The organism is Pseudomonas sp. G.S.17, from assembly GCF_038096165.1.
Taxonomy (GTDB): Bacteria; Pseudomonadota; Gammaproteobacteria; order Pseudomonadales; family Pseudomonadaceae; genus Aquipseudomonas.
This window is the reverse complement of the sequence record NZ_CP151076.1, coordinates 4,150,102-4,174,452: the sequence shown is the minus strand read 5'-3', so window position 1 is coordinate 4,174,452 and position 24,351 is coordinate 4,150,102. Positions and strand designations below refer to the sequence as shown.

At 60.2% G+C, this 24,351-nt stretch carries 20 protein-coding genes; 7 read left to right on the top strand and 13 right to left on the bottom strand.

Going from position 1 to position 24,351, the window contains the following annotated elements; all coding sequences use genetic code 11:
• Positions 1 to 26 precede the first annotated feature (26 nt).
• From AABC73_RS19585 to csrA, 4 genes are all read right to left on the bottom strand, one after another.
• Complete coding sequence (locus AABC73_RS19585) at positions 27 to 932, bottom strand: DUF3618 domain-containing protein (protein WP_341520568.1); 906 nt, start codon at positions 930 to 932, stop codon at positions 27 to 29.
• Positions 929 to 1,345, bottom strand: coding sequence for a phage holin family protein (locus AABC73_RS19580; RefSeq protein WP_341520567.1), 417 nt, complete (start codon positions 1,343 to 1,345; stop codon positions 929 to 931). The genes AABC73_RS19585 and AABC73_RS19580 overlap by 4 nt, the downstream gene beginning before the upstream one ends.
• On the bottom strand, positions 1,345 to 2,091 hold the full coding sequence (locus tag AABC73_RS19575) for a hypothetical protein (RefSeq protein WP_341520566.1): 747 nt from the start codon (positions 2,089 to 2,091) through the stop codon (positions 1,345 to 1,347). Before AABC73_RS19575 ends, AABC73_RS19580 begins: the two co-directional genes overlap by 1 nt.
• A gap of 290 nt (positions 2,092 to 2,381) precedes the next feature.
• Positions 2,382 to 2,570 (bottom strand): carbon storage regulator CsrA, encoded by a 189-nt coding sequence (csrA, locus tag AABC73_RS19570; protein WP_002554157.1) that lies wholly within the window; start codon positions 2,568 to 2,570, stop codon positions 2,382 to 2,384.
• Between the two features lie 305 nt (positions 2,571 to 2,875).
• Between csrA and ligD the strand changes: the two genes are divergently transcribed.
• The gene (gene ligD / locus AABC73_RS19565; protein ID WP_341520565.1) at positions 2,876 to 5,494 is read left to right on the top strand and encodes a DNA ligase D; all 2,619 of its coding nucleotides are present in this window, start codon (positions 2,876 to 2,878) and stop codon (positions 5,492 to 5,494) included.
• Between the two features lie 406 nt (positions 5,495 to 5,900).
• On the opposite strand, the gene AABC73_RS19560 is transcribed toward ligD, so the two are convergent.
• On the bottom strand, positions 5,901 to 7,253 hold the full coding sequence (locus AABC73_RS19560; RefSeq protein ID WP_341520564.1) for a GntP family permease: 1,353 nt from the start codon (positions 7,251 to 7,253) through the stop codon (positions 5,901 to 5,903).
• Positions 7,254 to 7,357: 104 nt separating this feature from the next.
• Positions 7,358 to 7,849 carry a gluconokinase gene (locus AABC73_RS19555; RefSeq protein ID WP_341524286.1) on the bottom strand — a complete coding sequence of 164 codons (492 nt, stop codon included), beginning with the start codon at positions 7,847 to 7,849 and terminating at the stop codon, positions 7,358 to 7,360.
• A 274-nt stretch (positions 7,850 to 8,123) separates the two neighbouring features.
• Here AABC73_RS19555 and AABC73_RS19550 point away from each other — a divergent pair, with 274 nt between their 5' ends.
• Positions 8,124 to 9,140, top strand: a complete 1,017-nt coding sequence (locus tag AABC73_RS19550) for a LacI family DNA-binding transcriptional regulator (protein WP_341520563.1) — start codon at positions 8,124 to 8,126, stop codon at positions 9,138 to 9,140.
• A gap of 139 nt (positions 9,141 to 9,279) precedes the next feature.
• On the opposite strand, the gene AABC73_RS19545 is transcribed toward AABC73_RS19550, so the two are convergent.
• From AABC73_RS19545 to glcD, 5 genes are all read right to left on the bottom strand, one after another.
• Positions 9,280 to 11,457: a malate synthase G gene (locus tag AABC73_RS19545; protein WP_341520562.1), complete on the bottom strand. Its 2,178-nt coding sequence runs from the start codon at positions 11,455 to 11,457 to the stop codon at positions 9,280 to 9,282.
• A gap of 164 nt (positions 11,458 to 11,621) precedes the next feature.
• Positions 11,622 to 12,023 (bottom strand): heme-binding protein, encoded by a 402-nt coding sequence (locus AABC73_RS19540; protein ID WP_331150050.1) that lies wholly within the window; start codon positions 12,021 to 12,023, stop codon positions 11,622 to 11,624.
• Between the two features lie 37 nt (positions 12,024 to 12,060).
• Entirely contained in the window at positions 12,061 to 13,278 is a 1,218-nt protein-coding gene (gene glcF / locus AABC73_RS19535; RefSeq protein WP_341520561.1) for a glycolate oxidase subunit GlcF, read from the bottom strand.
• Between the two features lie 3 nt (positions 13,279 to 13,281).
• A complete protein-coding gene (glcE, locus tag AABC73_RS19530) occupies positions 13,282 to 14,352 on the bottom strand; it encodes a glycolate oxidase subunit GlcE (RefSeq protein ID WP_341520560.1) in 1,071 nt (356 codons plus the stop codon).
• The gene (gene glcD / locus AABC73_RS19525) at positions 14,352 to 15,851 is read right to left on the bottom strand and encodes a glycolate oxidase subunit GlcD (RefSeq protein WP_341520559.1); all 1,500 of its coding nucleotides are present in this window, start codon (positions 15,849 to 15,851) and stop codon (positions 14,352 to 14,354) included. Before glcD ends, glcE begins: the two co-directional genes overlap by 1 nt.
• A gap of 259 nt (positions 15,852 to 16,110) precedes the next feature.
• Here glcD and glcC point away from each other — a divergent pair, with 259 nt between their 5' ends.
• From glcC to hppD, 3 genes are all read left to right on the top strand, one after another.
• Positions 16,111 to 16,878: a transcriptional regulator GlcC gene (glcC, locus tag AABC73_RS19520; RefSeq protein ID WP_341520558.1), complete on the top strand. Its 768-nt coding sequence runs from the start codon at positions 16,111 to 16,113 to the stop codon at positions 16,876 to 16,878.
• A 532-nt stretch (positions 16,879 to 17,410) separates the two neighbouring features.
• On the top strand, positions 17,411 to 18,046 hold the full coding sequence (gene maiA / locus AABC73_RS19515; RefSeq protein WP_341520557.1) for a maleylacetoacetate isomerase: 636 nt from the start codon (positions 17,411 to 17,413) through the stop codon (positions 18,044 to 18,046).
• A gap of 141 nt (positions 18,047 to 18,187) precedes the next feature.
• Complete coding sequence (gene hppD, locus AABC73_RS19510) at positions 18,188 to 19,264, top strand: 4-hydroxyphenylpyruvate dioxygenase (RefSeq protein ID WP_341520556.1); 1,077 nt, start codon at positions 18,188 to 18,190, stop codon at positions 19,262 to 19,264.
• On the opposite strand, the gene AABC73_RS19505 is transcribed toward hppD, so the two are convergent.
• Positions 19,236 to 20,060 (bottom strand): IclR family transcriptional regulator, encoded by an 825-nt coding sequence (locus AABC73_RS19505; RefSeq protein ID WP_341520555.1) that lies wholly within the window; start codon positions 20,058 to 20,060, stop codon positions 19,236 to 19,238. The two genes, hppD and AABC73_RS19505, sit on opposite strands and share 29 nt — an antisense overlap.
• Positions 20,061 to 20,186: 126 nt before the next feature.
• Here AABC73_RS19505 and hmgA point away from each other — a divergent pair, with 126 nt between their 5' ends.
• Together hmgA and fahA are read left to right on the top strand one after the other, a co-directional pair.
• On the top strand, positions 20,187 to 21,494 hold the full coding sequence (gene hmgA / locus AABC73_RS19500) for a homogentisate 1,2-dioxygenase (protein ID WP_341520554.1): 1,308 nt from the start codon (positions 20,187 to 20,189) through the stop codon (positions 21,492 to 21,494).
• Positions 21,491 to 22,789, top strand: coding sequence for a fumarylacetoacetase (gene fahA / locus AABC73_RS19495; RefSeq protein ID WP_341520553.1), 1,299 nt, complete (start codon positions 21,491 to 21,493; stop codon positions 22,787 to 22,789). The genes hmgA and fahA overlap by 4 nt, the downstream gene beginning before the upstream one ends.
• A gap of 92 nt (positions 22,790 to 22,881) precedes the next feature.
• Here the strand turns inward: fahA and AABC73_RS19490 are convergent, their stop codons facing one another.
• Entirely contained in the window at positions 22,882 to 24,348 is a 1,467-nt protein-coding gene (locus AABC73_RS19490; RefSeq protein WP_341520552.1) for a D-aminoacylase, read from the bottom strand.
• Between the last annotated feature and the right edge of the window lie 3 nt (positions 24,349 to 24,351).

Genomic DNA, 24,351 nt, shown 5'->3' with positions numbered 1-24,351 from the left:
ACGCACCTGTGCTGGTGGCTTTTTGTTTAGCCCAGACCGGTCCCCGCATTGGGCGCGGTTTTACTCGGGCTGCTGAACTCCATGGTGCCCGTGTTGCCCGAGCTTGCTGATGAGGCGATCGATTTGGCCTGGCCCGCAAGATCAGCGCCCACTTCCTTGACCTTGTCGTAACCTTCGGTCGCGACTTGCCTGGCCTTGTCGGTCAGGTGATCGCTGGCTTGACCCATCAACTGGTTTTCCCGTTGGGTCGCAGGCAACGCCGCGCCTATTGCTGCGCCCAGCGCGATGCCGATGGCCGCCAGGGCCAATGGCTGTTCACGCAGCATGTAATTGACGCTCGATTGCGCCTTCCGGGCTTGTTCCTGCAAGGCGTCGCTGGCGTCGTGACTGCCCATGTTCAGCCGTTGTCCGGCGGACGAGAGCTTGTCGCTGACGCTGCCGGTCAGGTTGCTGGCCTTGTCGGTCACATCGCTGGCCTTGTCTTTCATGCGATGAGCGGTCTCTTCGATACGACTGCGCGCACTGCCCAGTGAGTCAGTCACGTTATGGGCCATGTCACTGATCTGCTCACCGAGATGGCCGAGGCTGGAAGTCCCGGAACCGGTAGCTGCGGAAGAGGGCGCAGGGCTGCGATTCTGACCCAGCATCAGCCACAGCAGGCCTACCGAGGTGAGCACGGTCGGCACGGGATTGGCCTTGATCGTGCTGCCCAGATTGCCGAAGAACTCGCCGCCATTGTCTTTGGCATACGCCAAGGCTTGGTCGACCAGTTGGCCGGGGGAGAATTTGCTTTCCAGAGCGTCGACGATATTGCCGATGCTCGAACGTTGGGCGTCGATCTCACGCTCCAGGGTTTCCGGACTTTTTTCGGATTCCACGGCAAAGGATTCCTTCGTTTCAAGGCTGCTTTCAAAGCTGCTATCAATGCTCATGAGACTTTCCTCTGGATGGCTTCCTTGTCTTTCTGTAATGAGTTAACCGTGCGTTCAGGCTTAAGGTTCGAGGCTTCGAACTGTTTTTTGCCGGACTGGACCATCATGAAGCCGACGACCATGGCCACTACGCCGACGATCAGCGCGGCGAGCCAAGGCTGCATGACCATCGCCAGCGCATACACCGCGGCAAGCAAAACGATGATCAAACCCGCTAGCATCACGACGGCACCGCCGCTGACTGCGGCCACACCGGCCTTGGTGGTCTCGACGGTTTCCCTGAGTTCGGCCTTGGCCAGGGCCAGTTCCTTGGTGACCAGTGCCGGCACTTCGTGGGCCAGCTGACGGATCAGGCCCAGCACCGAAGTCTCGTTCTCAGAACCGGTGGGAGGCATATTGGGTGTCGTGGCCATTACAGGTCTCCTCTGGAAGAACCGCCTTTAGGCACCTCGTCCGGTTGGCGGGCCGATGCGTCGGTGTCGGGACAGGTCGCAGAGCTGCCCAATGGATCGACAGGTACGTACGCAGCCGATGAACTGCCAGGACCTGCTGCGTCGGGCGATGCCGAGCGGTCTGGAATGCCAGGCCGGGCGCTGTGATAAACGTCATCGGTATGCGGTGGCGTGACGGGCAGCTCTTCGTCAGCGGCGATGGCCGGATTGATTCCGGTCTGGTAACGCTCACCCGCCGCATCACTTGGCTCAGAAGACTTTATCGGGGAGGTTGACGAAGACGTGGGCGAAGGGCTCGATGCCCGCAGGAAACGCGAGAGGCCAAAGCCCAGCGCAACGCTGCCGGTCAGAAACAGCGCCGGATTGTCCCGCGCCAGTTTGCCCGCCTGCTGCAACAGTTCGTCAGCGCTTTTGCCCCGCAGGTTGTCAGCCAGGGTCGCCATGTCCTGCGCGATGTCAGTGACGTAGTGCGAGAGCCCCAGGGTATCGCTGCCTTCCATTTGTTGCGCAGCCGACTGCGCACCTTGCGCCAGTGCAGTGATCTGTTCGGCAGCGGTGTCCCGATACTGCTCGAACTGTGCCGTTCCGTGCTCCTTGGCACTCTCCAAAGCAGCCTTTGCATCATCCTGCAAGTGCTGCAGATGTTCCTCGGGCGGCGCGCTTTTGTGTTGGGTATTGCCGGGCGAGTTCTCAGAAGTTGTGTTCATTTCTTATTCACCGTCCATTCGGGTTCACCAAAAGAAGACGAGCTCAGCTCACAACGACAGCGGCGACAACGGGCTCAGCGTCGGTCTCAATGCTTACTTGAGATGGAGGGGTGATTTTTTCGCAGAGTTCTGGAAGTCAGACAAATGGTAGCGGATGCCTTGGGGGAGCAAGCTCGCTCCACAAATACCTGAATCCCAGGCATAAAAAACGGCGTCATAGTGGACGCCGTGCGGCCGATCTGCCCGCAACGATGAGGCAGGTCGGCTTGAATTTGGGTGACGCTACGAATTCATTGTGGGTCTTGGTTGGGCGCGAGCTCCGCCTGGATGCGTTTGTAGATTTCTTCACGATGCACAGAAACATTTTTTGGAGCATTGATGCCTAGCCGGACCTGAAGACCCTGAACGCCAAGAATCGTGACGGTGATCTCGTCACCAATGTTTATGCTTTCGCCTACTTTGCGGGTGAGTATCAACATAATCTTTTCCTTGATGGCCTCTTGAAACGCCTCTACCAAGAAGCTGGCGTTTGCCTTTGCGTGGTGAATATTGCCGAGTACATCCAAATGCGTCCATCAGTATGACGGTGCCGGGGTGAATTTAATTCCCTTGGCTCGTTCTTCTGTCACGGGTATTTGAATCACTGACGTGGTGAGTACGCTAATTCTGCCTGTTTTTGCTTGCAAATGCCCGAGTTTACTGGGGAGCTAACAAAGCTTTCATTCCCCGGCGCTGAACTATCACCGACCGCTTTGCTCTTTATTGCAATGCGCAGAGGTGAACCATGAACAGATCCCTGGATGAGTATCAGCTTAGGCGTGACTTTGAAGCTACGCCGGAGCCTTCTGGCAATAAAAGCGAAAAAGGCGTCAAGTCTCGTAGGAAATCGGATGCCGAGCATGCCTTACAATTCTGTATCCAGAAGCACGATGCTACTCGCCTGCATTATGACTTTCGCCTGGAAATAAACGGAACACTCAAAAGCTGGGCGGTGCCCAAAGGCCCTAGTCTGGACCCGACAGTCCGGCGCCTGGCCGTGCATGTGGAAGATCACCCACTGGATTACGCCGCCTTCGAAGGCCATATTCCGCAAGGTCATTACGGCGCGGGCCATGTGATTGTCTGGGATCGCGGCGTCTGGATTCCCCAGGGCGATCCTGTTGCCGCATATGAAAAAGGCCGGCTCAAATTCCAGCTCGAAGGGGAAAAGCTCGGCGGCCTGTGGAACCTGGTACGCACTCATTTGGAGGGTAAGCAGGAACAGTGGTTTCTGATCAAATCCAAGGACTCCTTCGCCCGCGCCAAGGCTGAATACGACATTGTCGAAGACCAGCCGGATAGCGTCCTGAGCGAGCGCAGCCTGATCGCAAAGAAGCGCGCCACAGAAAAAGCCCCGGCAAAACCCCCGAAACAAATTGCAAAAAAGAATGCCACAGCCCCGCCAGCCATCGCCCTGACCGGCGCTCAGGTCGCCCGGTTGCCGGAAACCATCAAGCCCGAATTGGCGACGCTGGTGGAAAGCGCGCCCGGCGGTGACTGGCGCTATGAGCTCAAGTTCGATGGTTACCGCATCATGGCCCGCATTGATCATGGCAAGGTCCAGCTGTTTACCCGCAACGGCCATGACTGGAGCGCAAAAATGCCGCGCCAGACCAAGGCCTTGAAGAACCTTGGCCTGGAGTCCGCCTGGCTGGACGGCGAAGTGGTGGTTGCCGACGAAGACGGTATGCCGGATTTTCAGGCGCTGCAGAATGCATTTGAAAGCGGAAGCCACGACAGCATCGTGTTTTACCTGTTCGACATGCCGTATCTCAATGGCATGGATTTGCGCGAGGTGGTGCTCGAACAACGCCGCGCCGCGCTGGCGGCAGTTCTGCAACGCGGCACCGATGACGCACTGCGTTTTTCCGAGGACTTCAGCGAGTCGGCGGACAACATGCTCAACAGCGTCTGTCAGATGAAGATGGAAGGTTTGATCGGCAAGCGCGTTGGCAGCCTCTATCAGTCGCGACGCAGCTCGGACTGGATCAAGCTCAAGTGCAAGCATCGTCAGGAATTCGTGGTGGTCGGCTTCAGCGAACCCAAGGGCAGCCGCAACGCTTTCGGCGCCTTGCTGCTGGGCCTGCATGATGCTGACAGTGGCGAATTGCGTTACGCGGGCAAAGTCGGCACCGGTTTCAACGAGGCCACGCTGCGCAGTATTCACGCGCGTCTCAAGCCTCTTGAAGTCAAGACCGCCCCGGTGGTCAATCCACCCACCGGCTTCGAAGCCAAAGGCGTGCATTGGCTCAAACCCGAGTTATTGGCGGAAGTGGCATTTGCCGAAATGACTCGGGAAGGTTCGGTGCGTCATGCAGTGTTCCATGGCTTGCGCGACGACAAGCCCGCCACGCAGATCAGCGAAGAACAGGCCAAGCCTGCGGTTGCGGTCGAGAAGCCGAAACCCCGTAGCGCGAAACAACACTCGAGCCCATCCGCGAAAACCGCTCCCTCTAAATCCAAAGCTGCCGAAAAAGCGTCCGGCGACGGCAAGATCCGCATCACCCATCCCGAGCGGGTCATCGATGCCAGCAGCGGCGCGACGAAAATGCAGCTCGCTCAGTACTACGCTCAGGTTTTCCCATGGATCGCGCCGCATTTGCAGGACCGGCCCGTTGCGCTGGTTCGGGCGCCGGAAGGTATCGCCGGTGAGCTGTTCTTCCAGAAAAACGCCGACAAGCTGGCAATTCCAGGCCTGATCAGTCTCGGCAAGGAACACGCTGGCCAGCCCATCATGATCATCGACAACCCCGAGGCGCTGATTGGTGCGGTGCAGATGAGCACCATCGAACTGCACACCTGGAATGCGACTTCGGCGGATCTCGACCATCCTGACCGCTTTATCCTCGACCTTGACCCCGATCCGGCCTTGCCCTGGAAACATATGGTAGAAGCCACGCAATTGACCCTGACCATTCTTGATGAGCTGGGCCTCAAGTCGTTCCTGAAGACCAGTGGCGGCAAAGGCATTCACATTGTCGTGCCGCTCAAACCCAAGGCTGGCTGGGACGAGGTCAAGGCGTTCAGCCAGGCCATCGTCACGCATATGGCGAAGTTACTGCCGGAACGATTTTCCGCAGTGTCCGGGCCGAAGAATCGGGTCGGCAAGATCTTCATCGATTACCTGCGCAACAGTCAGGGCGCCACCACGATCTGCGCATTCTCGGCGCGTACGCGGGATGGACTACCGATTTCAGTGCCGGTGTTGCGCGAAGAAGTCGCCCAGCTCAAAGGCGCCAATGGCTGGAATATTCAGAATTTCATGGAGCGGCTGGCAGATCAGGACGATCCGTGGGCGGGGTATGCGAAGGTGAAGCAGACGATTACCGCAGATATGCGCAAGCGGATCGGGATGAAGCGGTAGGTTATTTGTTGCTGTGTTGCGCCCTGAATTTCGGGTTGCAATATCGCTCTAACGGAATCGGCGTTCAGCCCTTGCCCCGTGCTTTGATCTTCGCTTTCCGTGCCGCGATCTGGCAGACACCGCCAAACGCGCGTCGGAAGGCTGAGCGCAGGTGTCGTGGGGTGGGGCGACCGGCATGGATGCCGGTCGAGCGCCGTTGCGCCAGGGGTGGCGCGTCGGCGCGTACCCACACCACGGCACCGGAGTCGAAGGAACCGCTGCGAAGCAGGGGCCGGACGTCAGCGCAGATGGTTTCGTCCTTTTGCCGAAACAAAAGGACTCGACCGTCAGGGCGAAACCTCAATAAGCCGCACCGCAAATGCTGTTGGTGCCACTCGGTTCAAGGCGTCGTCACACATCACTCAATTCAAACCAGCATCGACAACAACATGATAAAGATGATGCCCACCACCGACAGGATGGTTTCCATCACGGTCCAGGTCTTGAACGTCTCGGTCACGGTCATGTTGAAGTACTGTTTCACCAGCCAGAAACCCGCGTCGTTGACGTGAGACAGGATCAGCGATCCCGCACCCGTCGCCAACACCAGCAGCTCGCGGTTAACGCCCGGAATCAGGCCGACCACCGGGGCAACGATGCCCGCACCGGTAATGGTCGCCACGGTTGCCGAACCGGTTGCGATGCGAATCACCGCTGCCACCAGCCAGGCCAGCATAATCGGGTTGATCTGCGCCTGCACTGCCATGTGGCCGATCAGGTCGCCCACGCCGCTGGCCACCAGCATCTGCTTGAAGCCACCGCCAGCACCGACGATCAGCACGATGGCTGCAACCGGTGTCAGGCTCTGATCCAGCAGTTTCATGATCTTGGTGCGATCAAAGCCACGGGCCGCGCCAAAGGTGTAGAACGCCAGCAGCAGGGCGGCGAGCAGGGCGGTGATCGGGTGGCCGATGAAGTCCATCCAGATGCGGAAGGTATTGCCGTCCGGGACCACGATATCGGCGAACGTCTTGAGCAGCATCAGGAACACCGGCAGCAGGATCGTCACCAGGGTGATACCGAAGCCCGGCAGGTTGTCACTGCTGGATTCCTTGCCAATCTGTTCCATCAGTTCGGGGGATGGCGTACCGGGTACATATTTGGAAATCCACTTGCCGTAGATCGGACCGGCGATCATCGCAGTCGGCAGGGCAACCAGCAGACCGTAGAAAATCGTTTTGCCGATGTCAGCACCGAAGATCCCGATGGCCAGCAGCGGACCCGGATGCGGCGGAACCAGACCGTGTACGGCTGACAGGCCAGCCAGCAACGGGATGCCGATCTTGACGATGGACACGCCAGTGCGACGCGCCACGATGTAGACCAGCGGGATCAGCAGGACGAAACCGATCTCGAAGAACAACGGGATGCCCACCAGAAACGCGGCGAACATCATCGCCCAGTGCACGCGCTGTTTGCCGAACACCCGAATCAGGGTCTGGGCAATCTGGTCCGCACCACCGGAGTCGGCCATTAGCTTGCCGAGCATGGTGCCTAGGCCGAGGATGATACCGACGAAGCCCAGTACGCCACCGAAGCCGTCCTGGAAGGATTTCATCACTTTGTCCACCGGCATGCCGGAGGTCAGGCCGAGAAAGCCTGCGGCAATCGTCAGCGCGATGAAAGGGTGGACCTTGAACTTGGTGATCAACAAAATCAGGCCGATGATGGTTACCACCGCATCGACCAACAGGTACGTGTCATGGCTCATGCCGAACATTGGATGTCTCTCCGGTTGTCATTGTTTTTTATGGAGCTACTGTTGGCGCTGCCACGTCGACCTGTTGCGGCGATGAGACAGCGCTGTCTTTTGCGCTCACGCCTTTAGTCGGCTTTAGACGCTTTCCACCAGTCGGCGGCTTGCTTGCCGATTGAGCTGATCGGTTGGGTTGCATCGACCACCAGAGTGCGATCTTCGCCATAAGGAGGTTCGAGCGTGGCGAACTGGCTATCGACCAGGCTGGCGGGCATGAAATGGCCTGGGCGATGGGAGCAGCGCTCCGTGGCGACTTCCTTGGTCAGCTCCAGGAACACAAAGCCAAGACCCGGCACGGCCTGGCGCAGGCGTTCACGATAAATAAGCTTGAGTGCGGAACAGGTCAGCACCGGATGTTCGCCGTTGCTCAGGGCAGTGGCCATCTCTTCGCCCAGACGGGTCAGCCAACCGGCACGGTCTTCATCGTTGAGGGGATGTCCAGCGCTCATCTTTTCGATATTGGCTGGCGGATGAAAGGCATCGCCTTCGATCAGGCGACCCCCGCTGTTCAAGGCGATTTCAGCGCCAACGACACTTTTGCCGCAGCCGGAAACACCCATCACCACGAGGGCGGTAATTGCAGAATTCGCAGTTGTCACAATTTTCCACCTCTTCCGGAGACAGCGCTGTCTTTGCCGTGTTGGACAAAAATACAGTCAGACCTGCTTCCAGTTCTTGTCATTGTTTTAGTTGCATCGGTCGTCATCGGAGCTACTCGCGTCAGTTGTGTGACCTGCGAATAAGCATTGTAGGGGCCGTGAGACAGCGCTACCTTAGAGCCCATTCGCCACTTTTGGCAACCCCCTTGCTTATTCCTATGTTAGTTGGCAACGCATGACACGCATTGGTTCCCGTTCCACCGGTCGTCCGACCCTCAATGAAGTCGCACGTCTGGCGGCTGTTTCCCCCATCACGGCATCCCGCGCTTTGCGCGGCGTTACTACCGTTGCGCCCGAGCTGGTGGCGAAAGTTCGCGCTGCCGCGCAGAGCCTTGGCTATGTCGCCAACCCGGCGGCACGGGCGTTGGCCTCTTCTCAAAGCCAGACGGTGGTGGTGCTGGTGCCATCGCTGTCCAACCAGCTGTTCATCGAAACCCTGGAAGCGATTCAAAACGTGCTGCGCACTCGCGGCCTGGAGGTGGTGATCGGCAACTATCACTACTCGCCCGTGGAGGAGGAAAACCTGCTGCGCAATTATCTGGCGAATCGCCCGCGCGGTATGTTGCTGACGGGATTTGACCACACGCCAGCGTTGCGTGAGTTGCTGGCCGCCAGCGGCGTGCCCTGTGTGCACATGATGGAACTGGATACGGTGCGCGGGGCGTACTGCGTCGGTTTTTCTCAGGAAGAAGCGGGAGCCGAAGCCGCGAGGCATCTGTTGGGACGGGGACGCAAGCGTCTGGCTTACATTTCCGCGCAGCTTGATCCTCGCGTGCTGCAGCGCGGCCAGGGTTTTCGGCGGGTGCTGGAGGAAGAGGGCGTTTACGATCCTGCACTGCAAGGCAGCTCACCACTGCCTTCTTCGATCGGGCTGGGCGCGGAGTTGTTCATGAAGTTGATGGCTGAGCACCCGGACGTGGACGGAGTGTTTTTCTGTAACGACGACCTGGCCCAGGGCGCTGCGCTGGAGGCATTGCGCCATGGCATCGCGATTCCGCAGCGGGTGTCGCTGATTGGTTTCAATGATTTGCCGGGATCGGCGCACATGGTCCCGCGCCTGACCTCGATCCGCACCCCCCGCGAGGAGGTCGGACAACGCGCCGCGCAGTTGCTGTTGGGTTTGATCGATGGCATTGCGCAACAACCCCAGGTGGACCTGGGGTTTGAGTTGATGGTGCGGGAGAGTTCTTAGGATAACAATCGGTGGGAGCGAGGCTTGCTGTAGGACCGGCTTTAGCCGGGAGAGCAATTGATGAGAGGCTCGCGACTGAAGTCGCTCCTACAGTCGCTCCTACGGCCGATTCGCGAGCAAGCTCCCACGAATCCTTCGGTTACTGCGCCTTCTTGAACTCCAACCGAAACTCATGCAGCAACGGCTCGGTATAGCCGCTCGGCTGTTCCAGACCCTTGAACACCAGCGCGCACGCCGCCTGGAATGCCACTGACTTCTTGAAGTCAGCCGCCATCGGCGTGTACTGCGAGTCGCCCGCGTTTTGCTTGTCCACCACCTTGGCCATCTGTTCCAGGACGCCGCGGGTAAACCCTTCGTCGATGACTTTGTGATGCAGCCAGTTGGCAATGTGCTGGCTGGAAATCCGCAGTGTCGCGCGGTCTTCCATGAGGCCGACGTTATGGATGTCCGGCACCTTGGAACAGCCGACGCCTTGCTCGACCCAGCGCACCACGTAGCCCAGCAAACCCTGCGCGTTGTTTTCCACTTCTTCGCGAATCTGCTCGGTGCTCCACTTGGCTTCTGCCGCCACCGGAATGGTCAACAGATCGTTGAGGATTTCTTCGCTGACGCTGTTCAGGCTGACCTGTTCGAGGTCTTCCTGAATCGCCCGGACATCGACCTTGTGATAGTGCAGCGCGTGCAAGGTTGCGGCGGTTGGGGAAGGCACCCAGGCAGTGGTCGCGCCGGATTTCGGGTGAGCGATTTTCTGTTCGAGCATGTCCGCCATGCGATCCGGCATGGCCCACATCCCTTTGCCGATTTGCGCCCGACCACGCAGGCCGCAGGCCAGGCCGACCAGCACGTTGCTGCGCTCGTAAGCCTTGATCCACGGGGTGTTTTTCATGTCGCCCTTGCGCAACATCGGACCTGCCTGCATGGCGCTGTGAATCTCGTCGCCGGTGCGATCCAGGAAGCCGGTGTTGATGAACGCCACCCGCGCCGAAGCCGCATTGATGCACGCCTTGAGGTTGACGCTGGTGCGCCGCTCTTCGTCCATGATCCCCATTTTCAACGTGTTGCGCGGCAGCTTGAGGATGTCCTCGATGGCGCTGAACAGCTGCTCGGCGAACGCCACTTCCAACGGGCCGTGCATCTTCGGTTTGACGATGTACACGCTGCCGGTGCGCGAGTTGCCGCGCCTTTGCAGGTCGTGCAGGGCAATGAGGCTGGTGATCACGCCGTCGAGAATGCCTTCGGGAATCTCGTGGCCTTCGCCGTCGACAATTGCCGGGTTGGTCATCAAGTGGCCGACGTTGCGAATGAACAGCAAGGAGCGGCCGTGCAGTTTGATCTCGCCGCCGCTGGCGCGAGTGTATTGGCGGTCAGCATTGAGGCGACGGGTAATGGTCTTGCCACCCTTGACCAGATCTTCGGTCAGGTCGCCTTTCATCAGGCCCAGCCAGTTGCGGTAAACCGACACTTTGTCGTCGGCATCCACGGCGGCCACTGAGTCTTCGCAATCGATGATGGTCGAGACGGCCGCTTCCAGGAGCAGGTCTTTCACGCCAGCCGGATCGCTGCTGCCGATCGGGCTCTGCGGATCGATCTGGATTTCAATGTGCAGGCCATGATTCTTCAGCAGAATCGCCTTGGGCTGGTTCAGGTCGCCCTGGTAACCGAGGTATTTTTCCGGTTGTTGCAAGGATGTCTGGCTGCCGTCGGCCAGGGTTACGCTGAGCTCACCGGTTGCGACGCTGTAGCCGGTCGCATCGACGTGGGAGCCTTTGAGCAGCGGTGCTGCCTCATCGAGCAAGGCGCGGGCGGCGGCGATGACTTTCGCACCGCGCAGCGGGTTGTAACCGGCGCTGATGTCGGCACCGTTGGCGCTGGAAATTGCATCGGTGCCATACAGCGCGTCATACAGCGAACCCCAGCGCGCATTGGCGGCGTTCAGTGCATAACGAGCGTTGACTGCCGGCACCACGAGTTGCGGGCCGGATTGCTCGCTGATTTCGATGTCGACGTTGGCGGTGGTCGCCGCAACCTGCTGCGGAACCGGCAGCAGATAGCCAATGGATTCGAGAAAGGCGCGATAGGCTGGCATGTCCTTGATCGGTCCGGGATTCGCCTTGTGCCATTTGTCCAGTTCGATCTGCAGGCGGTCGCGTTCGGCGAGCAGCTTGCGATTGATCGGCGCCAGTTCGTGAACCAGCGCGTCGAATCCGGCCCAGAAAGCGTCTTGATCCAGGCCCGTGCCGGGCAGTACGTCGTCGTTGACGAAGCGTTGCAGATTAACCGCCACCTTCAGGCGTTGGCATTGGACGAAATCGGTCATCTGGGGTTCTCCGGTTGTGGGGGGCAAGCTGCGCTTGGCCATCTGTTTGGAATGCGATCCGTAGGAGCGTGGCTTGCCCGCGAAGGCTTTATTTCAGGCGATATCCAGATCGACTGGAATACCGATTCGCGGGCAAGCCTCGCTCCAACAAAGGCGAGGCAGAATCAGCCAATCGCTGCAACGCCAGCCTTGGCCACTTGTGCATCCTGGTCAGCCTTGACGCCGGACACGCCCACTGCGCCGATCACTTGACCATCGACGATCAACGGCACGCCGCCTTCCAGGGAAGTCAGCAATGGTGCGGACAGGAAGGCGGTGCGGCCGCCGTTGACCATTTCTTCGTAGCCTTTGGATTCGCGACGGCCCAGCGCCGAGGTGCGGGCTTTTTCGATCGAGATGTAGCCACCAATCGGCGCGCAACCATCCAGGCGTTCGAAGCCCAGCAAGTGACCGCCATCGTCCACCACGGCGATGGACACCGCCCAGCTGTTGCTGTTGGCTTCGGCACGTGCGGCGGCCAGGATCTGGGTGACTTCGGTCTGGGTCAGGACAGCTTTGGTTTTCATCGGTGTCTCCACAAGGTTGTTGTTGAGGGATACGTAATTAGTGCAAGGCTTCTTCGATCAGTTCGATCCAGTGCCGTACAGGCGTGCGGCCTGCGCCGGCCAGATGTGTCTGGCAACCGATATTGGCGGTGGCGATGACCTCCGGCCGACCGCTTTCCAGTGCGTTCAATTTGTTGTCGCGCAGCCGCTTGGAAAGCTCCGGTTGCGTGATCGAATAGGTACCGGCCGAACCGCAGCACAGATGCGCGTCCGGCACGGCGGTCAGGTTGAAGCCGAGTCGCGATAGTACGCTTTCCACGGCACCGCCGAGTTTCTGCGCATGCTGCAACGTGCAGGGGCAATGGAACGCCAGGCGCAGGTCGCTGGCAACCCCGAGATTTTCCAGGGGTTCGTCGCGCAGCACTTCAACCAGATCCTTGGTCAGCGCGCTGATGCGTTGCGCTTTGCTGGCATAGGCCGGGTCGCCGCTGAGCAGGTGTCCATAGTCCTTGACGAAAGCTCCGCAGCCGCTGGCGGTCTGGACGATGGCTTCGGCGCCAGCCTCGACGCTCGGCCACCATGCGTCGATGTTACGCCGCGCCCGGTTCAGGCCTGCCTCTTGCGCATTGAGGTGATAATCCACCGCGCCACAGCAACCGGCCTGGGCGATGGGCGTGACACTGATGCCCAGGCGATCCAGCACCCGCGCGGTGGCGGCATTGGTATTGGGTGACAGGCCAGGTTGCACGCAGCCTTCGAGCATCAACACCTTGCGCGCATGACGAACCGCAGGCCGCGCCTTGGCTGGGGTAATGTTCGACGGCAATTTGATTTTCAGGCTGCCAGGCAGCAACGGGCGAAAGGTGTTGCCCAGTTGCGTCAGGGATTTGAACAGGGCCGCGTTGGGCACCACGGCGCGCAGGCTTTCCCGTAGCAGGCGCTGGCCCAGTGGGCGCGGCACGGCGGCATCGACCACGGCGCGACCGATGTCCAGCAGGTTGTGATAATCCACGCCGGACGGGCAGGTGGTTTCGCAGTTGCGGCACGACAGGCAGCGGTCCAGATGCAGCTGGGTTTTTTCCGTGACTTCGTTGCCTTCCAGCACCTGCTTGATGAGATAGATCCGGCCGCGTGGGCCGTCCAGTTCATCGCCGAGCAACTGATAAGTTGGGCACGTGGCGTTGCAAAAACCGCAATGCACGCAACTGCGCAGAATGCTTTCGGCTTCCTCGGCGCGGGACAGCTGGCGGGCTTTGTCGCTCAGGGTGGTCTGCATGGTTCAGATCTCCGCGTACATCCGGCCCGGATTGAAGATTCCGTGCGGATCGAGTTGCGCCTTCAACTGGCGGTGATAGCGCAGCAGTGGCGAAGGCAGCGGGTGAAACGGGCTGTCCTCCAGGCCATGGCTGTAGCAGATAGCGTGGCCACCGGCGGCGCTGGCAATGGCGCGGATCGTCGCGCCGTCGGCATCGGATTTCAGCCAGCGCTGGGCGCCCGCCCAATCGAGCAGTTGCTCGCCCGGCACATCCAGCACCCCGGTATTGTTGGGCACTGACAAGCGCCACAAGGGTTGGCCGCTGGTGAAAAATTCCAGACGTTGTGCGTTCAGTTCCTGCCAATACGCTGGATCGAATTGTTCGCCGCCCAGACGCTCATGAGCCGCCGCCACCGAACCTTCGCCACCTTCCAGACGCAGGCGCAGCACTCGGCCGTCATGGCTTGCGCCGCTGATCGGGATCGGTTGCTGGCCCCATTCGGCCAGGCGGCGTAGGGCATGCTCGCTGTCCATTTCCAGGGCAATGCTGCTGCACAGCCGGGGTTTGGGCAGGACCTTGAGGGAAACCTCGGTGAGCACGCCAAGGCAGCCAAAGCTGCCAGCCATCAAGCGTGACAGGTCATAACCGGCGACGTTTTTCATCACTTCGCCGCCAAAACGCAGATGCTTGCCGAGCCCGGTAATGACCCGCGTGCCGAGCACGAAGTCGCGTACCGAGCCAGACCATGGACGACGCGGCCCGGACAACCCGGCTGCGACCATGCCGCCCACCGTGGCGTCGCCAAAGTCCGGCGGCTCGCAGGGCAGCATTTGCCCGGCGGCGTCCAGCGCGGCGGCCAGTTCGCTCAAGGGCGTACCGGCACGCGCGGTGATCACCAGTTCGGTGGGGTCATAGCTGACGATGCCGCAATGGGCGCGAATATCGAGTATTTCGCCAGCGACGTCACGGCCGAGAAAAGCCTTGCTGCCGCCGCCCTGAATACGCAGGGGCGTAGCGTTTTGCAGCGCCTGATTGACCTGCTCCAGCAGTTGCTCGCTGGCGTCCCGGCCCTGGAAGTTATTGTCGGCAGCCATCAAAAACGCTCCAGTTCAGGGAAGGGCAGCTTGCCCATATGCACATGCATGGCACCGAATTCGGCGCAGCGATGCAGGGTCGGAATGTTCTTGCCGGGATTCAGCATGCCGCCGGGATCGAATGCGGCTTTGACCGCATGAAACAGCGTCAGCTCATCGCTGTTGAATTGCGCGCACATCTGATTGATTTTCTCGCGGCCGACGCCGTGCTCACCGGTGATGCTGCCGCCGACTTTCACGCAGAGTTCTAGGATCTTGCCGCCCAATGCTTCAGCGCGATCCAGCTCGCCGGGTTGGTTGGCATCGAACAGGATCAGCGGGTGCATATTACCGTCGCCCGCATGAAACACGTTGGCGACGCGCAGGCCGTACTCTTCCGACAACGCCGTGATACCGCGCAACACGCCCGGTAATTCCCGACGCGGAATGGTGCCGTCCATGCAGTAATAATCCGGCGAAAGTCGCCCGACTGCCGGGAAGGCATTCTTGCGACCGGCCCAGAAACGCACTCGTTCGGCTTCATCCCTGGCCTGGCGCACTTCGGTGGCGCCAGCGTTAGTCAGCACTTCCCGGACCCGGGCGCAGTCGTCGTGGACATCGGCTTCGACGCCATCCAGTTCACACAACAGGATGGCTTCGGCATCTACCGGATAGCCGGCATGAATGAAATCCTCGGCGGCGCGAATGGCGAGGTTATCCATCATTTCCAGACCGCCAGGAATGATCCCGGCAGCAATGATATCGCCCACGGCGCGACCGGCTCTTTCCACCGAATCGAACGCTGCGAGCAGGACCCGGGCGACCTGAGGTTTTGGCAGTAGCTTGACGGTGACTTCGGTGATGATGCCGAGCATGCCTTCCGAGCCGGTGAACAGCGCCAGCAGGTCGAAACCCGGCGAATCCAGCGCGTCGGAACCCAATGTCATGGGTTCGCCCTCGACCGTGAGGATGTCCACCTTGAGCAGGTTATGCACCGTGAGGCCGTACTTCAGGCAATGCACACCGCCCGCGTTCTCCGCGACGTTGCCGCCGATGGAGCAGGCAATCTGCGACGAAGGGTCTGGCGCGTAATATAGATCGAACGGCGCGGCGGCCTGGGAAATCGCCAGGTTGCGCACGCCCGGTTGTACACGGGCCAGGCGCGCTGCGGGGTCGATGTCGAGAATCTTGTTGAACCGCGCCATGACCAGCAGCACGCCTTTCTCCAGCGGCAAGGCGCCGCCGGAAAGTCCGGTGCCCGCGCCACGAGCGACCACCGGCACGCGGCGCTGGTGGCAGATCTTCAGCAGGGTCTGCACTTCTTCCAGATGACGGGGCAGGGCGACCAGCATCGGCGTAGTGCGATAGGCCGACAGCCCGTCGCACTCGTAAGGGCGCAGTTCTTCGGGACGGTGCAGGATGTCCAGGTCGGGCAATTGACGTTGCAGGTCTTGCAGCAACCCTTGCTTATCGATGACAGGCAGCACGCCGTCAACGCGTTCGTCGTAGAGAATATTCATGATGGGCTTCTGACCCTGAGTTGTTTTTATAGTGGGCTGTTCTTTTTTAAACAGGAAAGTTGAATCAGGCAGTGAACGGCTGACTTGCATCATTGGCCGCGCGGGCTTTACTGTCTATGACAGAAAACAGTGGTCGAACCAGTTTTTTAATCGAATTGATCAAATCTGTTTTATAAAATCTAATAAAAACAATTAGTTGTAGATGTGCGAGCATTTTATCGGTTCGCGTGTATTCACTGGTCATACCAGTAGGTAAAGCATGCAAGGCACTCCAAAGTACAAGGCACCACAGGTCGCGGATGTGGTGTGTGAACGCATAGAGCGGTTGATCGTCGATGGCGTACTCAAGGTCGGGCAGTTATTGCCATCCGAAAGGCGGCTCACTGAAAAGCTGGGTGTGTCGCGCACCGCCTTGCGCGAGGGTCTGAAGCTGCTGCGTGCCCGAGGCATCATCGAAACGGAGCAAGGCAAGGGTTCTTTCGTGGCGCAGATGAACAGCCACCCGCCGACTTCGCCGTTGATGCATTTGTTCGGCTCGCAACCGCGCACGCTGTACGACCTGTTCGAGGTGCGCAGCCTGCTGGAAGGGGAGTCGGCGCGGCTGGCCGCATTGCGCGGCACCGACGCTGATTTTGTCCTGATCACCCGCAGCTACGACGCGCTGGTCGCTGCTCACGGCAGTGATCTGGACGCTTCCGGCCATGCCCGCCTGGATCATGCGTTCCATCTGGCGATCTGCGAGGCGTCGCATAATCCGGTGCTGGTGCAGACCTTGCGTTCACTGACTGACCTGCTGCTCAATACGGTCTTCGCGTCGGTCAACAACCTGTACCACCGCGAACCCCAGAAACGCCAGATCGACCGCCACCACGCCCGGTTGTACAACGCCGTCACCGGTCGTCTGCCAGAGCAGGCCCGCAAGGCGGCTGTCGCGCATATTCAAAGCATCTGCGAGAACCTGCGCGAGATCGAAAACGAGGAACAACGCCTGGTGCGGGCGACGTTACGGCTGGAAGGTTGGGTTTGACGCCTGGTAGGAGGGACTTGTCCCCGAAGAGGCCGGTGCAAGCGCTGTCGAACTTCCCTGGCAGACCCGACGCCTTCCCGGACAAGTCCGGTCCTACCGAATCAACACAACCCGGTAGGAGGGGACTTGTCCCCGAAGAGGCCGGTGCAAGCGCTGAAGATCTTCCTCGGCAGACCCGACGTCTTCCCGGACAAGTCCGGTCCTACCGAGCTATACAACCCGGTAGGAGGGGACTTGTCCCCGAAGAGGCCGGTGCAAGCGCTGCCGGACTTCCCTGGCAGACCCGACGCCTTCCCGGACAAGTCCGGTCCTACCGAGCTATACAACCCGGTAGGAGGGGACTTGTCCCCGAAGAAGCCGGTGCAAGCGCTGCCGAACTTCCTTGGCAGACCCGACGCCTTCCCGGACAAGTCCGGTCCTACCGGGCGGCGGAGTCGACCCTGTCGGCCTCCGCTTGACAGCACCCCGTCAATCGCGCAATTTACGCATTACGTAAACCGATTACGAAATAACAACAATGGTGTATCGCGCCGTGGACCTCTTCACTTATTACCGTTCCACTTCCAGTTACCGGGTACGTATCGCGCTGGCCTTGAAGGGGCTGGACGTCACGGCGATCCCCGTCAACCTGATTCGCGACGGCGGCGAGCATCTCAAGCCGGACTTCAAGGCCATCAATCCACATTGTCGGGTGCCTGTGTTGCGGCTGGAGAACGGCCGGGTGCTGACGCAGTCTTCGGCGATCATCGAATACCTCGAAGACCGCTATCCCGAGCGCCCGCTGTTGGCGGCGGACCTTGAGGTTCGCGCTACCCAGCGTGCGGTTGCGGCGCTGATCGCCTGTGATATCCACCCCCTGCACAATGTTTCGGTGCTCAATCGTTTGCGCGGTCTTGGTCATGACGAGAACGACGTGAATGCCTGGATCGGTCACTGGATCAATCAGGGATTCGCCGCCGTCGAGGCAATGATCGGTGAGCAAAGTTACTGTTTTGGCGAGTCGCCGAGCCTGGCTGATGTGTACGTATTGCCTCAGGTGTATGCCGCCCGACGTTTCAAGGTCGACCTCAGCCCATACCCGCGCATTGTCCGGGTTGAGCAACTGGCCCTGGAACATCGGGCATTCCAACAAGCGCATCCCGATGCGCAATCCGACAAGCCGGAGTAGTCTTGGCCTTATGAAAATTCTCGGCCTGCAACTGATCTTCGGTGATTTCCTCGCTCGCAGTGTGCGCGGAATCCCCTGCGCGCCACCCGCAGGAAAGTGATCTGACAACCAGAATTCCACTTTCCTGCAAGGAGCCAGACCATGGCTGATCTATACGAAAACCCGATGGGCCTGATGGGCTTTGAATTCATTGAATTCGCCTCGCCAACGCCTAATGCCCTTGAACCTGTGTTCCAGATCATGGGTTTCACCAAAGTTGCCACGCACCGTTCCAAGGATGTCACGCTGTTTCGCCAGGGTGGCATCAACATCATCCTCAACAATGAGCCGAACAGCGTCGCGTCGTACTTCGCGGCCGAGCATGGTCCGTCGGTGTGTGGCATGGCGTTCCGGGTCAAGGATTCGCACAAGGCCTACAAACGCGCATTGGAACTGGGCGCGCAACCGGTGGAAATCGCCACCGGCCCGATGGAGCTGAACTTGCCGGCGATCAAGGGCATTGGCGGCGCGCCGTTGTATCTGATCGACCGCTTTGGCGAAGGCACCTCGATCTATGACATCGACTTCAATTTCATCGAAGGCGTGGACCGTAATCCGGTCGGCGCGGGCCTGAAATTCATCGATCACCTGACTCACAACGTGTATCGCGGGCGCATGGCGTACTGGGCGAGCTTCTACGAGAAGCTGTTCAACTTCCGCGAGCTGCGCTACTTCGATATCAAGGGCGAATACACCGGCCTGACCTCCAAGGCCATGACCGCACCGGATGGCATGATCCGCATTCCGCTGAATGAAGAGTCCTCCAAGGGCGCGGGGCAGATCGAAGAGTTCCTGATGCAGTTCAACGGCGAGGGCATTCAGCATGTGGCGTTCTTCACCGACGACCTGATCAAGACCTGGGACGCGCTGAAAGCCCTGGGCATGCGCTTCATGACCGCGCCGCCGGAAACCTACTACGAAATGCTCCAGGGTCGTCTGCCTGATCACGGCGAGCCGGAAGCCGAGCTCAAATCCCGTGGGATTTTGCTGGATGGAACGTCAGACGGCGGCGAGCGGCGTCTGCTGCTGCAGATTTTCTCGGAAACCCTGATGGGGCCAGTGTTCTTTGAATTCATCCAGCGCAAGGGCGACGACGGCTTTGGCGAAGGTAACTTCAAGGCGCTGTTCGAATCCATCGAGCGTGATCAGATCAAACGTGGGGTTTTGACGGCGGATTGATCCCGGATCCCGCTGGAGCGTCCCCACCCATCCTGGCGCTGATCAGCTGCGCAGCCGCCCGCAAGCGCTGCGCGGCATCAGCCTGCACGGCGCCGGTGAACACCGACGCCGAACCGACCATGGTGATCACCCCGGCCAGTTTGTTGCCAAGGGTGAACACCGGGGAGGACACGGCGTTGACGCCGGCCATCAGCAAGCCATGAATCTGATGCACGCCCGTGCTGCGAATGTCCTGCACATGCTGCTCGATCATCTGCCGTTGCCCGGTATTCAAGGCGGCCCATTCCTGTTCGTGCAACCCGGCGGTTTCGCTGGCGTTGAGGAAGGTGTTGAACACCAGCCCGGTGGACGAGCCGAGCAGTGGCAGCACCGAGCCGATCTGGGTCACCAGCGTCACCGCGCCGCTGGAAGGTTCGACATAGACAACCGTCGGCCCCTTGTTGCCCCACACCGCCAGGAAACAGGTTTCGTTGAGTTCGTCCCGCAGGGTCGCCAGATGCGGCGCGGTAATTTTCAAGACATCCAGATGCCCGACCGCCGCCAGCCCGACATACAACGCCTCGCGCCCCAAGCCATAGTGGTTGGTGACAGCGTCCTGTTCGGCAAAACCGCTGGCGATCAATGCCTGCAAATAGCGATGCACCTTGCTGGCGGGCATACCGACGTGCTCGGCAAGCCGCGACAATGAGGTCGACGGTGCCAGTTCAGCCAGTGCCTTGAGGATACCCACGCCGACTTCGGCGGCTTGCACCTTTTGCTGGCGTCCGCCTGCGGGGCTTTCGATTTCAACGGTCATTACACAGGTGCGCCGGTCTGAGAAGGCTGCTTTATAGCTTGACCCGGTTTCAAACTCAAATTACGTTATGCGTAATCGCGTTACGTTTATCCAGTCGCATAACCTGAAAAACAATAAGAGGTCGAGATGTTCACTCATCCACACGCCGATTCTCTGAAGTACCTGACAGGTTTCGGTAACCAGTTCAGCAGTGAAGCGCTGCCCGGCGCCTTGCCGGTCGGCCAGAACTCCCCGCAGAAACATGCTCTGGGCCTGTACGCTGAATTGCTCTCCGGCACTGCGTTCACCGTGCCCCGTGCAGAGGCGCGGCGTACCTGGCTGTATCGCATCAAGCCGTCCGCCAGTCATCCTCGCTATCAGCGGCTGGACCGGCAAATCGCTGCCGGCGAAATGGGGCCGATCACGCCCAACCGCCTGCGCTGGAACGCCTTTGACCTGCCCACGCAGCCGACGGATTTCATCGATGGCCTGCACGTCATGGCCAGCACCGCGTCGGCAGAGCAGGCTGAAGGTGTCAGCATTTACAACTACGTGGCCAATGCTTCGATGCAGCGGGTGTTCTTCAACGCTGACGGCGAATGGTTGATCGTGCCGCAGCTGGGACGCCTGCGCATCGTCACCGAACTGGGTCTGCTGGACGTCGAGCCTCAGGAAATCGTCGTGGTGCCGCGCGGGATGAAATTCAGCGTCCAGCTACTGGATGACAGCGCTCGGGGTTATGTCTGTGAGAACCACGGCAGCGCGCTGCGTTTGCCGGATCTCGGACCCATCGGCAGCAACGGACTGGCTAACACCCGGGATTTCCAGGCGCCGGTTGCCTGGTTCGAAGAGCGCGATGAGCCGACGCTGCTGGTGCAGAAATTCCTTGGCGAACTGTGGGCGACGCAACTGGATCACTCGCCGTTCGACGTGGTGGGCTGGCATGGCAATAACGTGCCATACAAGTATGACCTGCGTCGTTTCAACACCATTGGCACAGTGAGTTTTGACCATCCCGATCCGTCGATTTTTACCGTGCTGACGGCGCCGGGTGCTGTGCATGGCCAAGCCAATATCGATTTCGTGATCTTCCCGCCGCGCTGGATGGTGGCGGAAAACACCTTCCGCCCGCCGTGGTTCCATCGCAATCTGATGAACGAATTCATGGGCCTGATCGACGGTGCCTACGACGCCAAGGCCGAAGGGTTCATGCCGGGCGGTGCTTCGCTGCACAACTGCATGAGCGCCCACGGGCCGGATAACGCCACGGCGGAAAAAGCTGTCGCCGCGCCACTGCAACCGCACAAGATCGAAAACACCATGGCCTTCATGTTCGAGACCGGCAAGGTGTTGCGCCCCAGCCGCTTCGCGCTGGAATGCCCGCAACTGCAACCCGACTACGACGCCTGCTGGACCGGCATGGCCAAGACTTTCAACAGGGAAATGCCGCAATGAATGCTTCTTCAAACACTCGCAGCTGGATCGAGTCCGCCAACGGCCACGCTGATTTCCCGTTGCAGAATCTGCCCTTGGGTGTGTTCAGTCGCCCAGGCTTGGCCCCACGCGGCGGCGTGGCCATTGGTGATTCGATTTTTGATCTGCAGGCCGCCCTCGAAGCGGGTTTTTTCAACGGTGCCGCACGAGCCGCCGCCGAAGCCGCCAGCCGCGATCAGTTGAATGATTTCTTCGCTCTGGGCGCGGGCGCACGTCAGGCGTTGCGTCGTGAGTTGCTACATCTGCTGGATGAAAACAGCCCGCAGCGCGCGCGCCTGCAAGCAGCAATCGATGCGTTGCTGCACCCGATGAGCGAGTGCCAGATGCACCTGCCGGCGCGGGTCGGCGATTACACCGATTTCTACGTTGGCATTCATCACGCCATGAATGTCGGCAAGCTGTTCCGCCCCGACAATCCGCTGCTGCCCAACTATAAATATGTGCCGATTGCCTATCACGGCCGCGCCTCGACGCTGTGTGTCTCGGGCGCGCCCGTCAAGCGGCCCAACGGCCAGACGCTGCCGCCGGGTCAGGACGTGCCGCAGTTTGGTCCCTGCAAACGGCTGGATTATGAGCTGGAAATGGGCGTGTGGATTGGGCCGGGTAATGCCAGCAGCGAGGCAATCGATATCGCCGAGGCGCCGCAACACATTGCCGGTCTATGTCTGCTCAACGACTGGTCGGCGCGGGATATCCAGGCCTGGGAATACCAGCCGCTGGGTCCGTTTCTGTCGAAAAGCTTCGCCACCACAGTGTCGCCCTGGGTGGTGACGGCGGAAGCCCTCGCGCCATTCCGCAGCCCGCAACCCGCACGGCCTGAAGGCGATCCGCAGCCGCTGCCGTACCTGCTTGATACAGCGGATCAGCGGAACGGCGCGCTGGATATCGAACTGGAAGTCCTGCTGCTGACACGCCAGATGAAGGAGCAAGGCTTGCCCGCCGAGCGCCTGGCCCTGAGCAACACGCTGAATATGTACTGGACCCTGGCGCAGATGGTCACCCACCACAGCGTCAACGGCTGCAAGTTGCAGCCCGGTGATCTGTTCGGCACCGGCACGTTGTCCGGTCCGCAGGCCGGTCAGTTCGGCAGCCTGCTGGAAATGACCGAAGGCGGGAAAACTACCGTCACCTTGCCGAGCGGCGAAGTGCGGCGCTTCCTTGAAGACGGCGATGAAGTGATCCTGCGCGCCCGCTGCAAGCGCGAAGGCCAGGTGTCCATCGGGTTCGGTGAATGCCGAGGTGTTGTGGTGGGCTGATGATTCGTTGGAGCGAGGCTTGCCCGCGAATCAGGCGCCTCGCTGTTCCAGTTCCACCGCGTCATCGTTGTTCGCGGGCGAGCCTCCAACAATTATTCGGCCTTCGTGAATCCCGCCACCAACGACCCTTCACGCGGCAGGAATTTGCCCTGCCGTTCGCCCTGAGCCTTGCCATCGGCATAGCCCAGTTGCCCGTTGACCCACACGCCATCGATACCTTCAGCCGCTCGTTGCGGGTCTTTGAAATCCGCGATGTCGCGCACAGTTTCAGGGTCGAACAACACCAGATCAGCCCAATAACCTTCGCGAATCAGCCCGCGCTCATGCAGCCCGAATCGCGCTGCAGAAAGCCCGGTCATCTTGTGTACGGCGGTGTGCAGCGGGAACAGGCCAAGGTCGCGGCTGAAATGCCCGAGCACTCGGGGGAACGCGCCCCATAACCGTGGGTGCGGAAACGGGTCTTCCGGCAAGCCGTCGGAGCCGATCATCGACAGCGGATGACGCAGGATATTTTGTACGTCCTGCTCATCCATGCCGTAGTACACCGCACCTGCGGGTTGTAGTTTGCGGGCCGTGTCCTGCAGCGAAAGATTCCAGTCGGCGGCGATGTCCTGCAAGTCGCGGCCGCCCTGATCCGGATACGGCGTCGACCAGGTAATCGTGATGCGGAAGGCATCGGTGACCTGCTTCAGATCCAGCGTTGAAGAACTGGCGGCATACGGATAACAGTCACAACCCACGGGATGATCCAGCGCGGCTTTTTCCAGGGCCGCCAATAGTTGCGGACTGCGCCCCCAGTTTCCCGCGCCGGCACATTTCAAATGCGAGATCACCACCGGCGCCTTGGCGTGACGGCCAATGGCGAACGCCTCATCCATGGCTTCCAGCACCGGTTCGAATTCACTGCGCAAGTGCGTGGTGTACACCGCGCCGAACGCCGTCAACTCTTCGGCCAACTGCTTGACCTCATCGGTTTCGGCGCAAAAGGCCGAGGCATACGCCAAGCCGGTGGACAGCCCCAGCGCACCGGCTTCCAGGCTATCGCGCAGTTGCTCGCGCATGGCGCTGATTTCTTCGGCGGTGGCGGTGCGCAGCAGATCCGCCATGTGATTGCTGCGCAGCGCCGTGTGGCCGATCAACGCGGCGACGTTCACTGCCGGGCGGGCCTTGTCCACGGCGTTGCGGTAATCAATAAAGCGTGGGTAGACGAATGCGTCGGCCGTGCCCAGCAGGTTCATCGGATCAGGCGGATCGCCCGCCAGTTTCACCGGCGCCGCACTGATCCCGCAATTGCCGACAATCACGGTGGTCACGCCCTGGGTAATCTTGGGCAACATGTCGGGCTTGCGAATCACCACGGTGTCGTCATGGGTATGCACGTCGATGAAGCCTGGTGCCAGTACGCGGCCTGCCGCATTGATTTCTTCGCTGGCGGACACGCCGTCGAGGCTGCCGATGCGCTGGATGCGTCCTTCACGAATAGCCACATCGGCGCGAAAGCCCGGGGTATCGCTGCCATCAATGACCAGCGCATCGCGGATGATCAGGTCGTAAAGCATGAT